The organism is Desulfatibacillum alkenivorans DSM 16219 (assembly GCF_900142135.1).
GTDB lineage: Bacteria > Desulfobacterota > Desulfobacteria > Desulfobacterales > Desulfatibacillaceae > Desulfatibacillum > Desulfatibacillum alkenivorans.
The window spans coordinates 51,517-65,283 of record NZ_FQZU01000001.1; the positions used below are offsets into that span (position 1 = coordinate 51,517).

The 13,767-nt window shown below is 55.4% G+C and carries 11 protein-coding genes; 4 read left to right on the forward strand and 7 right to left on the reverse strand.

The genetic code is table 11. The annotated features are described in order from the left end of the window. Positions 1 to 261: 261 nt before the first annotated feature. Both BUE18_RS00205 and BUE18_RS00210 read right to left on the reverse strand, forming a co-directional pair. The gene (locus tag BUE18_RS00205; protein ID WP_073471744.1) at positions 262 to 867 is read right to left on the reverse strand and encodes a class I SAM-dependent methyltransferase; all 606 of its coding nucleotides are present in this window, start codon (positions 865 to 867) and stop codon (positions 262 to 264) included. Positions 868 to 889: 22 nt separating this feature from the next. Further along, positions 890 to 1,312: a hypothetical protein gene (locus tag BUE18_RS00210; protein ID WP_073471745.1), complete on the reverse strand. Its 423-nt coding sequence runs from the start codon at positions 1,310 to 1,312 to the stop codon at positions 890 to 892. 160 nt (positions 1,313 to 1,472) lie between these two features. Between BUE18_RS00210 and ispG the strand changes: the two genes are divergently transcribed. The 4 genes from ispG to BUE18_RS00230 all read left to right on the forward strand — a co-directional run bounded on the left by ispG (position 1,473) and on the right by BUE18_RS00230 (position 9,014). Continuing rightward, positions 1,473 to 2,537 (forward strand): flavodoxin-dependent (E)-4-hydroxy-3-methylbut-2-enyl-diphosphate synthase, encoded by a 1,065-nt coding sequence (gene ispG / locus BUE18_RS00215; RefSeq protein ID WP_073472313.1) that lies wholly within the window; start codon positions 1,473 to 1,475, stop codon positions 2,535 to 2,537. Continuing rightward, the gene (proS, locus tag BUE18_RS00220; protein WP_073471747.1) at positions 2,538 to 4,055 is read left to right on the forward strand and encodes a proline--tRNA ligase; all 1,518 of its coding nucleotides are present in this window, start codon (positions 2,538 to 2,540) and stop codon (positions 4,053 to 4,055) included. A 199-nt stretch (positions 4,056 to 4,254) separates the two neighbouring features. Beyond that, complete coding sequence (locus tag BUE18_RS00225; protein WP_073471748.1) at positions 4,255 to 6,396, forward strand: RelA/SpoT family protein; 2,142 nt, start codon at positions 4,255 to 4,257, stop codon at positions 6,394 to 6,396. Between the two features lie 182 nt (positions 6,397 to 6,578). Further along, positions 6,579 to 9,014, forward strand: coding sequence for a hybrid sensor histidine kinase/response regulator (locus BUE18_RS00230; protein ID WP_211482765.1), 2,436 nt, complete (start codon positions 6,579 to 6,581; stop codon positions 9,012 to 9,014). 331 nt (positions 9,015 to 9,345) lie between these two features. On the opposite strand, the gene BUE18_RS00235 is transcribed toward BUE18_RS00230, so the two are convergent. The 5 genes from BUE18_RS00235 to BUE18_RS00255 all read right to left on the reverse strand — a co-directional run bounded on the left by BUE18_RS00235 (position 9,346) and on the right by BUE18_RS00255 (position 13,610). Continuing rightward, positions 9,346 to 9,837: a phosphate-starvation-inducible PsiE family protein gene (locus tag BUE18_RS00235; protein ID WP_139264559.1), complete on the reverse strand. Its 492-nt coding sequence runs from the start codon at positions 9,835 to 9,837 to the stop codon at positions 9,346 to 9,348. 86 nt (positions 9,838 to 9,923) lie between these two features. Further along, positions 9,924 to 10,550 (reverse strand): PHP-associated domain-containing protein, encoded by a 627-nt coding sequence (locus tag BUE18_RS00240; RefSeq protein ID WP_073471752.1) that lies wholly within the window; start codon positions 10,548 to 10,550, stop codon positions 9,924 to 9,926. Between the two features lie 169 nt (positions 10,551 to 10,719). Next, positions 10,720 to 11,139 (reverse strand): DUF2889 domain-containing protein, encoded by a 420-nt coding sequence (locus BUE18_RS00245; RefSeq protein ID WP_073471754.1) that lies wholly within the window; start codon positions 11,137 to 11,139, stop codon positions 10,720 to 10,722. Between the two features lie 53 nt (positions 11,140 to 11,192). After that, complete coding sequence (locus BUE18_RS00250; protein ID WP_073471756.1) at positions 11,193 to 11,684, reverse strand: DUF2889 domain-containing protein; 492 nt, start codon at positions 11,682 to 11,684, stop codon at positions 11,193 to 11,195. Between the two features lie 336 nt (positions 11,685 to 12,020). Next, positions 12,021 to 13,610 (reverse strand): B12-binding domain-containing radical SAM protein, encoded by a 1,590-nt coding sequence (locus BUE18_RS00255; protein ID WP_073471758.1) that lies wholly within the window; start codon positions 13,608 to 13,610, stop codon positions 12,021 to 12,023. Positions 13,611 to 13,767 lie beyond the last annotated feature (157 nt).

Below are 13,767 nucleotides of genomic sequence, written 5' to 3' on the forward strand. Positions count from 1 at the left end.
CGACATTTAATCCGGCTTCGGCGTCCAGGGATTTTTCCGATGTCCTTGCGGCAATAAAGACGGGGGGGCGCCTGAAAAGGGGCCTCCCCCGGTTTTTTTTAGAGGAGTCTTTTAATGATAGATTTTTGCCAAAATTTCCGGGATTTTCATTAGCAAGACAGATTCCCTAACGAATCGTATAGCCGTCTGTATGACAAAGAAATTGTTCGCGGGCGCCCCTGGCAGAGCAGCATCCCGCCGGGATGCCTAAACATCCTTTACTTACTTGACGGCATAGCAGAGCTGATGGACGCGCTTGTGGACGGTGCACTCCACTTGGGTGAATCCCGCCACCAAGGCCATGTCCTGCATCTGCTCGTTGGAGTACAGGCGCATGCCAAAGCGTTCGGCGATCCAGCGGCCCCGGCCCGCCGGGTGGGTTATGACGGCCATGCGGCCTCCCGGCGCCAGGACCCTGCAAAACTCCCGGAGGGCGGCCTCCGGCATGGGAAGGAAGAAAAACACATTGGCGGCGGCGAGGCAGGTGAAGCTCTCGTCGTCCCAGGGCAGGTTTTCGGCGTCTCCCTCCAGGACTTCCAGACGGCCGGACTCCACGGCTTCCTGGTTCTGCTCCATGGCCAGGGCGGCCATGTCGGGGCTCAAGTCGACGCCCGCGGCCCTGGAGGCCGTCTCCAACGCCATTTTCAAGAGCGCTCCGCCTCCGCAGCCCACCTCGCAAAAAACGTCGTCCGGACCGATCTCCAACTTCTCCAGGACAAGCCGAAAGCCCGGAATGTGCCCTTTGGGATTTTTGTACATCAGTCTGCCGACCCGTCCGCTGGGAATTCTGGCCATTGCATCCCACATTTTGGAAAAAGGGCCTGACATAGCGTTCCCTCTTGAGGCGCCTTTAAAATGCCCCCAACTGGCAGGGCTTGATCCTGATTTCCAGGGTTTCGCAGGTTGAGCTTACGGACATTTTGGAAATGTGCAGCCGCTTGGCGATCTCCCAGCATGCAAAGCAGGGGATTCTGCCGTCCCGCGTCTGCTCTTTGATGGCGGCTTCCAGGTTCGGCTCCACAATGGAGGCGGGCTTGATGATTTTTTTATTGGGCTTGTACCCAAACAGGCCCATCTGGCATTTGGCAAGGCGAAAGCCCAAAAGGTCCGTGGCTTTTCCTATGTCGGCGGGGGAATAACCGGATTCCTCTGCCAGGGCGAAGGCCACGGCGCAGGCAAGGGTTCCGTCCTTCACCACTTTTTTTAAGGCTTTTTCCAGGTCCGGTTCCACTACGGCGTCCGGGGAGTGCTTTTCTCTAAAGTCCGTTCCCATTCGATTTCTCCTGTCCTTTGTTAAGATGCGAGAATATCATACTTAAAAACAGGCCTATGGGCAAGCGCGGGGACGCAATAACCCGTGGAGTAAGGCGCTAAAACGTGCTATACTCAGAATGAACAATTGTTGGCCTTACATTTTGGTAGCAAAGGTTGATATGCCCCTTCAAATTAATAGAAAAACAACCCGGCCCATCCGGGTGGGAGATGTTCCGGTGGGCGGCGGCGCCATGGTGTCCGTGCAGTCCATGACCAATACCTTCACCCAGGACGTGGAAGCGACTGTCGCCCAGATCAAGAGGCTGGAGGCCGCCGGATGCGAGATCATCCGGTGCGCGGTTCCGGACATGGAGGCCGCCCGGGCCGTCCGATCCATCAAGGAGAAAATCTCCATTCCCTTGATCGCGGACATCCATTTTGACCACAAACTGGCCATCGCCAGTGCGGAAAAGGGCGCGGACGGCCTGCGGATCAACCCAGGAAACATCGGCAGCGAGGATAAGGTCCGGCAAGTGGTGCAGGCGGCCAAGGACCACGGCATGGTCATCCGTATTGGGGTGAACGCGGGATCCTTGGAAAAGGATCTGCTGAAAAAATACGGAGCGCCCACGGCCGAAGCCATGGTGGAAAGCGCCGTGAACCATATCGACATGGTGCGTTCCTGGGATTTCCACGACATCAAGGTTTCCATCAAAGCCTCGGACGTTTTCAAGACCATCGAGGCTTACCGGGCCTTGTCGGAAAAGACCGACCTGCCCCTGCATTTGGGCATCACCGAGGCGGGCGCGCGGTACGCCGGTACGGTGAAAAGCTCCCTGGGCATCGGCCTGCTCTTGTTTGACGGCATCGGCGACACCATCCGGGTGTCCCTGACCGGCGATCCGGTCACGGAGGTTCGGGTGGCCTACGAAATTCTTCGCAGCCTGAAAATACGGGAGCGGGGGCCGGAGATCATATCATGCCCTACCTGCGGCAGGACGGAAATCGACGTGTTAGCCATCGTGGATCAGGTGGAAAAACGCCTGCAGAATATGACCAAGCCCATGAAAATCGCCATTATGGGGTGCGTGGTGAACGGTCCTGGAGAAGCCCGGGAAGCGGACGTGGGCATAGCCGGCGGCCGGGGCGTGGGCATTGTATTCCGGCGCGGACAAGTAATCAGGAAGGTCAAGGAAGCCGAATTGGTGGAAGCCCTTCTGGAAGAAATAGGAAAGGATGAATAAATGGGAAAGCAAATGAAAACGGCGATTACGCCGACGCGGGAGGAAGATTATCCTGAGTGGTATCAACAAGTGGTCAAGGCTTCGGATCTGGCGGAAAACTCGCCCGTCCGGGGGTGCATGGTCATCAAACCCTGGGGCTATGCAGTCTGGGAGAAGATTGTCGCCAACCTGGACCGCATGTTTAAGGAAACCGGGGTGAAAAACGCTTATTTTCCCTTGTTCATCCCCTTGCGGTTTCTCCAAAAGGAAGCCAAGCACGTGGAAGGTTTCGCCACGGAATGCGCCGTAGTCACTCATCATCGTCTGGAAAAAGGCCCGGACGGAAACCTGGTTCCCGCGGGGGAGCTGACCGAACCCTTGATTGTGCGCCCCACCTCCGAAACCATTATCGGCGATTCCTTTTCCCGCTGGGTGTCATCCTACCGGGATCTCCCCATCCTGCTTAACCAGTGGGCCAACGTGGTGCGGTGGGAAATGCGGCCCCGGGTGTTTTTGCGCACTGCGGAATTTCTGTGGCAGGAAGGCCATACGGTGCACGCCACCTCCGAGGAAGCCTACGAGCGCACGGAAATGATGTTGAACGTCTACGCCGATTTTGTGGAGGAGTTCCTGGCCATGCCCGTGCTCAGGGGCGCCAAAAGCCCGGCAGAACGCTTCCCCGGGGCTGTGGACACCCTGTGCATCGAAGCCATGATGCAGGACCGCAAGGCTCTTCAGGCGGGCACCTCCCACTTTTTGGGCCAGAACTTCGCCATAGCGTCGGAAATCAAGTTTCAGTCCGCCGAAGGCAAGGAGGAATACGCCTGGACCACCAGTTGGGGCGCCTCCACCAGGCTCATGGGCGGCTTGATCATGGTTCATTCCGACGACGATGGTTTGGTTCTGCCTCCGCGTATCGCACCGGCCCAGGTGGTGTTGATGCCCATCATCAAAAAAGAGGAAACCCGGCAGGCGGTCATGGATTACACCAATTCCCTGGCGGACGAACTCCGCGCCCTGGATTTTCACGGCGAGAAGCTGTCCGTGGAAATCGACGACAAGGACAAACCCGGCCGCGCCTGGGACTGGATCAAAAAAGGCGTGCCCATCCGGGTGGAAATCGGCCCCCGGGACATGGAAAAGAACGCTGTCTTCATGGGCAGGCGCGACACGCCGGGTCACAAAAAAGAGTCCATGGACCGGAACGATTTCGTCGCCAAGACAGTGGACATGCTGGACGATATGACTCAAAAGCTCTTCCAAAAAGCCCTGGACCACAGAGCCGAGTTCACCGAAAAAGTGGACGGCAAAGACGCTTTTTATAAGTACTTCACGCCCAAGAACGCCGAAAAGCCGGAAATGCACGGCGGCTTCGCCTTATCCCACTGGTGCGGCGGGATGGAATGCGAAGAGAAAATCAAGCAGGACCTGGCAGTGACCATCCGCCTGATTCCCTTTGATGCGGAGGAAGAGGCGGGCGAATGCATTTGCTGCGGCAAGCCCAGCAAAAAGCGCGTTGTCTTCGCCAAGTCCTATTAAAAAAACAATGGGGTCAAGTCTACGTTTGACGTTTGAGACTTAAAGCACGGGCTCAAACGTCAAACGTAGACTTGACCCCCTAACTCCCCTAACCTGGGTTGAACTTGCGAAACCCATCAATATTGGTTTTTGAGGCGCCCATTATGCACGCGTTTTATGTGAAATGGGGTTATAGCCAAATTTTTATAATGACGGCGTTATGATTCGAATTCAGGACATAATTGACAAGGTCATGGATTATAATCCGGATGCGGATTTTGACCTCATAGAACGGGCCTACATTTTTTCCGCCCGGGTTCACGACGGGCAGGTGCGCCTGTCCGGGGAGCCTTATCTTTCCCATCCATTGGAAGTGGCGGGAATTCTGGCGGACATGCACCTGGACGTCACCAGCATTGGGGCCGGCCTGCTTCATGACGTGGTGGAGGACACCCACGCCACCCCGGAGCAGATTGATTCCATGTTCGGCGCTGACATGGCCCACATCGTCAAAGGCGTGACCAAACTGTCCAAGCTCAGCTTTCGCAGCAGCCAGGAGAGGCAGGCGGAAAGCATCCGCAAGATGATCCTGGCCATGGCCGACGACATCCGTGTGGTTTTAATCAAACTGGCTGACAGGGTGCACAACATGCGCACCTTGCAGTTTCAAAAGGAGAACAAGCAGGTCCGCATCGCCCAGGAAACCCTGGACATCTACGCGCCCATCGCCGGACGTTTGGGCATCTACTGGATCAAGCAGGAGTTGGAGGACCGCTCCTCCATGTATTTATATCCCGAGCAGTACCGGGAGATCGAAAATCTTCAGAATCAAAAGAAGCACGAACGCGACGCCTACGTGGAAAAGGTCAAGGGCATCCTGCACGACAAATTGGGGGAAGCGGGCCTGAAAGGCCAGATTTTAGGCCGTTATAAGAGCTTCTACAGCATTTACAATAAGATGCTTCAGCAAAACCTGGAGTTTGAAGAAGTCTATGACATCATCGCCTTCCGCGTGATTCTGGACACCATCCCCCAATGCTACGAAGCCTTGGGCCTGGTGCACAACATCTGGAAGCCCATCGCCAAAAAATTCAAGGACTATATCGGCAATCCCAAGCCCAACATGTACCAATCCCTGCACACCACGGTGATCGGCCCCTTTGGGGAGCGCATGGAAATCCAGATTCGCACCCAGGAAATGGACGCCGTGGCCAAGTCGGGCATTGCCGCGCACTGGAGCTATAAGGAAGGCAAGCAGGCGGATGAGAAAACCCGTCAGGCCTTCGCCTGGATTCAGGATATTGTGGAGCATCAGAAAAATGTAAAAGATCCCCAGGAGTTTCTGGAAAACGTCCGCATCGAGTTGTTTCCGGACGAAGTGTACGTGTTCACCCCGGCCGGCGACGTCAAAGCCCTGCCCCGGGGCGCCACTCCCTTGGATTTCGCCTACGCCATTCACTCGGAGGTCGGAAACCATTGCACCGGCGCCAAGGTGAACGGCCGCATGGTTCCGTTGCGCACGGAGTTGAAGACCGGAGACAGCGTGGAGATTCGGACCCAGAAGAAAGGGCATCCCAGCAAGGACTGGCTGCTGCACGTCAAGACGGTGAAGGCCAGGACCCGCATCCGCCAATGGATTAAAACCGAAGAGCGGGAAAGAAGCCTGGCCCTTGGCAGGGAAATGTGCGAAAAAACCTTTCGGCGCAACCGCATGGCTTTATCCACCATGCTGAACAGCCCGGAAGTGGAGAAAATATACAAGGATTTCGGATACAAGGATGCAGACAGCATGCTGGCGGCCGTGGGCTACGGCAAGCTGACCCCGCTGCAAATCCTCAAGAAATGGGCCCCTCAACCGGATTCCGACGAAGAAAGCAAACTCCCGACTCACGCTCCCCCTCCCCCCAGGAAAAAGAAAGATGCCACGGGAATCCTGGTTAAAGGCATGGATGACATGCTCATCCGTTTCGGCAAGTGCTGCAACCCCCTGCCGGGAGATCCCGTCGTGGGCTATATCACCCGGGGACATGGGGTGACCGTGCATTTGAAAGGGTGCGTCAACGCCATGCAAATGGACCCGGAAAGGGCCATTGACGTGGAATGGGCCGAAGACGTGACCCAGACCTATCCGGTCAGGCTGTATGTGAGAGCCAACGACCGGGTGGGGCTGCTGGCGGACATCACCGCCGCAGTCAGCCAATGCGACGCCAACATTACATCCATCAACACCCGTTTGGGGGAGGATCAGCAGGCCAATGTGTACCTGATTGTCCAGGTGGCTGGAAAGGATCGCCTGGATGTGGTAATGGCAAGTATCCGCAAGGTCAACTCGGTCACCCTTGTCAGAAGGCAGAGCAGGTAGTTTCTTTCCCGCCGTGTTTTACGGGAAAGGCTGTTTCCATAGTTTAAATACGATGCCGTTATCATTGGTCCCAACCCTCGCATCATGACTCAGTTTCATGCATTAAAGAGGATCGGAGCTTGTTTTCTTCTCAAAGCCAACCGGAAATGAATAACGATCGCCGCATAACCCCAAAAGATATTTTGGATAAGTTCCGTCTTTTGGAAAAGCGCGTCCTGAGAAGCCAGGAAGGTCTGGAGCAGCTTTCTGCGTTTATTGAAGAATTGCCCATCGGCATCCTGGATTTTGACCTGGAAACCAAAAGAGTGGTGGGCCTAAACCGCGCCTTGAGGGATCTTTCCGGGTATGAGGTCCACGAAGCAGCCTCCATGGCGCCCAAGGACTTTCTTGCGCCCGAATGCATGGACCTGATGAAAAACCGGGTGGCGCGAAGTCTGAAAGGCGAAAACATTTCCGAGCATTCCGAATACGCTTTTTATACCAAATCGGGAAAAAAGCTCTGGTGCCAGTTGGCGCAAAGGCTGATTCTGAAAAACGGCAAGCCCTGGCGTATTCTGGCGGTGGTTCAAGACATCACCTACCGGAAGCGTTTGGAAAAGGCCAGGCAGGAAGGGGAGGAGAAATTCCGCAATATCCTGGAAAACACTCAGGATTGCTTCTATCAGACCGATATCCATGGGAATTTGATATGGACAAGCCCCGCCACCGCCAAATTGCTGGATTATGCCTTGGATGAGGTGATAGGCAAGAATGTGGCCCGCACCTTTTACGCCAGACCGGAGGATAGGGAGAGGCTTTTGGAAACCATGCGCAGTTCCGGCAAGGTTTCCGATTATGAGGTGCTTTTGCAGCGCAAAGACGGGACCACCGTTTGGGTGAGCACCAATTCCCAGTATTACACCGACGAGAACGGCGTGATCCAGGGCGTGGAAGGCGTGTTCCGCGACATCTCCGCCCAAAGGCGCGCGGAAAAGCAATTGCGGGAGGCCCACGCCCAACTGGAGCAGAGGGTGGCCGAACGCACCAGGGATTTGGAGGAAATCAACCGGGACCTCAAAGAGGAAATCGCCCGTCGAAGAACCTCGGAAAAGGCGCTCAATGACTCGGAAAACAAATACCGCACCATCCTGGAAAACATAGAGGACGGGTATTACGAGGTGGATCTGAAGGGGAACTTTACCTTTTTCAATGCCGCCATGGCCAGGATTCTTGACTGCACGCCTGACGAACTGCAAAACCTGAATTATCGAAAATTGGCCGATAAGGAAACCGCCGGCAAGGTTTTCCAGGTATTCAGTAAAGTGTTTAAAACAGGCAAACCCTTCAAGTCGGCCGATTATCAACTGGTTAAAAAGGACGGAACCCGGGCCTTGTTAAACATCTCCGTTTCCCTGATTCGCGACATGGACGGCGGAAACACGGGCTTCCGGGGCGTGGTCCGCGACATCAGCGAACGCAATGCGGCCGAGGAGGAAAAAAGGGATTTGGAGCTCAAACTCCTCCAGGCCCAGAAAATGGAGGCCATGGGCACCCTGGCCGGCGGGGTGGCGCACGACTTCAACAACCTCCTCATGGGGCTTCAGGGCAATGTAAGCCTTATTCTGTTGGAGCTTGGCAAGGACCATCCCACCTACGAACGCCTCAAAAAACTGGAAGGCTTTATCAAGGACGCCACCGGCCTGACTCGCCAGCTGTTGGGCTTCGCCCGGGGCGGCAAGTACGAAGTCACCACCACGGACATCAATCAACTGATTGCCAAAACCCTGGAAATTTTCGGCAGAACCCGCAAAGGCATAAGGATTTCCAAAGCTCTCGGCGACGTATGTCCCGTGGACGTGGATCAGGGGCAGATCGAACAGGTGCTGCTTAACCTGTACGTCAACGCCGGGCAGGCCATGCCGAAGGGCGGCAATCTAAAGGTGTCCACCCGGAACGTGCACCTGGATGAAACCTTTGTGGCGCCGCACGGCCTGAAAAAAGGGCGCTTCGTCAAAACTTCGGTGACGGACACGGGCATCGGCATGGATCTGGCCACCCAGCAAAAGGTGTTCGACCCCTTTTTCACCACCAAAGACATTGGCAGGGGCACCGGACTCGGCCTGTCGTCAGCCTACGGCATCATGAAAAACCACGGAGGCGTCATCAACGTGGTCAGCAAGCCGGGCAAAGGCTCCACCTTCAATATCTACCTGCCGGCATCGGAAAGCAGCGTCCAGGAAGCGTCCCCGGAGGCGGAGGGCGTGGAGTACGGCGTTGGAACCGTGCTTTTAGTGGACGACGAAGAGGTGGTCCTGCGGGCCGGCCAGGAGATCTTGAAGATTTTGGGATACACGGCCCTGGTCGCCAACCGGGGGCGAAAGGCCATTGAAATCGTCAAGGCCATGCAAGGGAAGATCGATTTGGTGATCCTGGACCTCATCATGCCCGACCTCCACGGCGGCGAGGTCTTTGACGTCATCCGGGAGATCAACCCCAAAATTAAGGTGCTTCTTTCCAGCGGATACAGCCTGGACGGCCAGGCCGCGGAAATCATGGCCCGAGGCTGCGAAGCATTCATCCAAAAACCCTTCACCGTGGAGGCCCTGTCCCAAAAAATCAAAGCCGTCATTGGATCATAAAAAAAGCGGGTTTGAAGTCCACCAGAGCTCTTGCCCATGTGAAGGGCAAAGCCGGACTTCGCAACCCGGCCTACGGCCCAGCATCCGTGACATACAAGATCGGGTAGAGCCCCGCTAAACCCAACAAAATTAGTGGGATATCTTAATGCGGTTTCACCCGCACAACAACCTATTCAATGCATTAACCAAAAAGGATCGCCATCCCCGTACGGGGCTGCCGCCGGTGGATTTCAGGGACATGAAATGATTTCTGCAAGATCGGAAAAAGCCGCCGGTGAAGAAAGCTGCAATCAGCATCGTCCCTCAAAATCCGGGTTGCGGCTTGACAATGTCAGTCCTTTTTTTCCGTTTTGGAAACCAGAAAAAAACTGATGCTGAGGGCGACGATAACCACGCCTGTAGCCCATACATAAGCCGCCTCCAAATTTCCATAATCAAAAACAATCACCTTGCGGGCGGCGGCCATGAGCGCCGTGGCGACCACCAGTTTAACGTGTATTACCTCCTCCCTGAGATACAAGATGATGTTCATGAAGATTTCTATGGCGATCAAGACGGCGAGAAAACCGCCAAAGGTGTTCAGGATGTCATCCAGCTTGAGAATGCCGTAAGGCGGCGTGATAATATTATTAAAGAGTATCCAGACGACATCCAGAACACTCCAAAGGATCACCAAAGTCATGAGCACAGCCAATGCACGCACCAGGTACAGGATAACTTTGTGCAAAAGAACAACAGTGCGCTCCTCTTCATTAAAATGGTAGCAGAAACTGTTAAATTTATCCGAATGATTCAGTTTGCTGTCGTTGCTGTTGTCAGGCATGATTCCCCCTGGAGATGACGTGACGGGGTCTTTGTTTGACCGTTGACAGGTTCCAAAAGTCAACCAAAGACCTGAACTCTATAATATCATGGCAAAGCGCCGGCTGTGAACCGGCCTGCGTGAAGCTCAGCCAGGAGTTGGGCGTCGTCCTTGATGTCCTGTTCAAAAATGGTCACGTGAACGCCCAGATCCTGGATCAAATGGGCGTCGCTGCCTCCTGTTCCGGGCTTGCCCAGTTTATCCGCCACCTGTGCGGCCAGGGCGTTGTCGTTATCCGACACCTTGCCGTTACGGACCTCAATGGCGTGGACGTACTTGAACACCTTTTTGGCCGCGGCCTGGTCCAGGTTCATTTCCAACTGGCCCACGCCGAAGGTCTTGAAGCCCCGGAACGGATGAGCGGCGATGGCGAAAGCCCCGGCCTCTTCCACGTCCTTCCATAAGGCCCGGGCCGTGACCACGCCCTGGACGTCTTTTTCCAGGCCGAAAACCAGAATGTCGCCCTGGGCCGTGGTGATTTCGTTTCCCCGGAAAATTTTTACGCCATGGCCTGCGGCAAGCGCCTTGACGTCCTCCAGGTCCCAAAGCGCTTGGTGCTCGGTCAGGCAAAAGCCGTCCAGGCCGATCTCCTTGGCTTTCAACACCAGTTCAGCCGGTTCGATCTGACTGCATTGAGACTTGGGCCATGTATGGACGTGTAAGTCGATTATCACCGTTCGCTCCTTTTTCTTGAATGTTCACAGGCCCAACTGGCCGTCCCTCTCGTTCCCATGCTGTCAGCCAGTATCGCAGCAGTTTTTTTGCGATATGGGCTGTCGCGTGGGAATGCAAACGGGAGCCGCCAACTTCCTCAAACGTCAAACGTAGATTTGACCCCATTGCTTATGCGGGCTGCCAGTTTTCCAGGAACGCCTCCTGGTCCAGGCCGGGATCGGTGCACAAGGCCAGGTAAAGATCCCGGGACCTTAAGGCCTGCTCAAAACAGCGGCCGCATTCGATGACGATTTCCGCAAAATGTTCGCATCCCTTGCGGCCGATCTCCTTCATGATGGCTTTGTCCCAATCCTTGGTGCGCAAAGACATTCCCACGGCGGTCTGCAAGACGGGCACGGCCTGGGGGCACACAAAATTGGTGTAGCGCTTCATGTCGCCTTCGATCTTTACGATTTCGCCGTCCGAAATGCGGACGTCCATGTTGATTTCCATATTGTAAATATGGTCCGTCTGGCTTCCGTTGAACCGGATGGTATCGTCGTCTATGAATTCAGCCCCGATGATTTGGCTGCGATTGAATGATATCATGGATTCCTCCCCTGAATGATCATGGAAAGTCGCGTTTTAAAAAACAAGACGGATTACAGGTCCAGCCCTTTCATGATGGGGCTGTCGTCCTGGAACGAAATGCAGCTGCGCACCAGCCTGGGGCTGCTCTTGACCATAGCCCGCACGGCTTCCAGCCTTTCTTCGTCGGTTTCCAGGGCTTCCCCGATTTCCAGACCGGGCCGGGTGAAGTGCAAAATCACCGCGTTGCAGCATTCCAATACCGCTTCGGACAACAGGGACTGGCCTTCCGGGCCGCCCAATACGCCGCGTACGATCTTCCTGAGGCCCGCGCCGATGTTCACGCCTTCCACGTCTTCGATAATCTCGGAAGCGTCCTCCAGGCCCTTGGGAACGAACCTGCCAAGCTCCGCCGTCGCTTCGATGATCTCCAAAGCCGGGGGCTGCACCACCAGGTTGACTTCCATTTTCAGCAGATCATCCGTAAGCCTCCAGGAGACTCTCAGGGTTCCGTCTTTCCGCGGCTCCACTTCCACGACTTTATTTCTCAGGAATTTTACGATCATCTGTCCCTCCTGTGTTTTCAATGGGGTCAAGTCTACGTTTGACGTTTGAGACGTGAGATTGGCGCTCAAACGTCAAACGTAGACTTGACCCCAGTCCTTTTGGTTGGAATTAAGTCGGCCTTTGGGATAAGTCGTAGCAAAGGCCCGGTATGCTTGGCAATGAAAATAGGGTGATTCCCGCATCGAGCCGCAAAACAGGGAGAAATTCCAGCCTGGAAGAGGCGATATCCCCTGATTATCAGCGGGACAGGTGTGACTTTTCTGAATCTGAATTCCTGGGGAGAATATTCAGAATTCACGCCGTACGGCGCCAAGGCCGGTATGGGAAAGCCGAACTCAAGCGTCGTACCAGTCGGGCTTCCACAAGGTGTCGATGCCGGAGAATCCCTTGAAGCGTGTGCCTTGGGTCAGGGTTCCCTTCAGATCCTTCAGAATAACCCGCATAATGGCGAAGGCGAACCACCGGTGCAGGTCCCTTCGGATGGGATGGGGCGAAAACATGCGGCTGAAATATTGCAAAGGCTTTTTGGCCACAAAGTTTTTGTAGCACCATTGGGTGGCTTCGGCCACTTCCTCCCGGGAGCAATGATAGGTGCGCATGGAGGGGTAGAACATGTCGAATTTTTCGAAGTTGGTTTCTTCAACCAGGCCTTCCTTCAAGGCCCAGTCGTAAAACTGAGTGCCGGGAAAGGGCTGGATGGGATGAAAGGCGGCGAAATCCAGGTTGCAGGCGTGGGCGTGCTTTAACAGGCCTTTGATGGAATCCACGGTGTCGTCGGGAAGGCCGGTGATGTAGGTGGCCTGGCGAAACACCTCGGGGTGCTTCTCGGACAGGATTCTAAAGGCCTCCTGGGTCAGGTTGTAATCCTTCAGCCCCTTGTTAACATAGTCCAGGCTTTGCTGGGAGTCGTGCTCGGCGCCCAACAGGGTGTGGCGAAATCCGGCCTTGACCATAAGAGGCAAGATCCCTTTGGCGTCCTGCTCCACCAGTTTGTCGGCCCGCACAAAGGCCCACCAACCGTCCAGTTTGACGCCTCGCCGCAGGATCTCCTCGCAGAACTCCACCAGCCAGTCGTGATCGGCGTTCCAGGTGCCGTCCACCCAGAACAGATAGCGGACGCCGAAATCCCGGTACAGCCATTCAATTTCGTCGGCCATGCGCATGGGGCTTTTGGTCCGGTAGGCCTGATGGGAGACGTACTTGCCGTCCACCAGTTGGGGTCTGCCTTCCTGGATGCGCCAGGAGCAGAAGTTGCAGTTTGCAATGCAGCCTCGGCTGCGTTGCACGGTGATGGCTTTGGGCCACAAATGGCCGAAGGGCTTGTAATAATCCATGCCGGCCAGGTCGTAGGCGGGCATGGGCAGATCGTCCAGATTTTCTATGAGAGGGCGGGCCGGGGTGAGGGCCGGCTCTCCGTTTTCATCCCGGTAGGCGATTCCTTTCACGGACGCGGGCTCTCCGCCGTCCCGAAGGGTGGTCACCAGATCCCGCAGGGTCTCTTCGCCTTCGTACAGAACCACGTAGTCCACGGCCTTGCAGGTATCAAGGGTCCATTGGGGCAGGGCGGTGTACATGACTCCGCCTGCTATGGTCACGGCCCGGGGCGCTTCCTTTTTCACCAGTTCAAAGGCCCGGAACCCTTCATGGTAGAATACGGTTTTCTCTCCAATGGCCACAATATCAGGCTGGGCTTCCCGGATGTATTTTGCCAGGGACTTCCATCCCATTTGCCGCACGCAGCAATCCAGGATGGTGATGTCCACGTCCGGGACGTGCTCCCGCAGGTAGGCGGCCAGGGTCGGATAAGCCAGGGGCAGAAGAAAATTGTCGCTTTCGTTCACAATAGGCCACACGTGGCGCGGAGATCTGACAAACAGTATTTTTATGCGGGATTTTCCTTCGAGAAAATTGACCGGAATATTCATGTCACCTCTTTTTGCGCGGGAAATCAAGCCGTGGGCGGTCAAATAGGGGCGGCTGCAACAGCCTTATTTCATTGGATCATGTTACAACAAACTATGCAGGGAGGCCCCCCACCCATGGGTTCTTCATACAACACTAACGTAAGTTTTTAAACAGTAG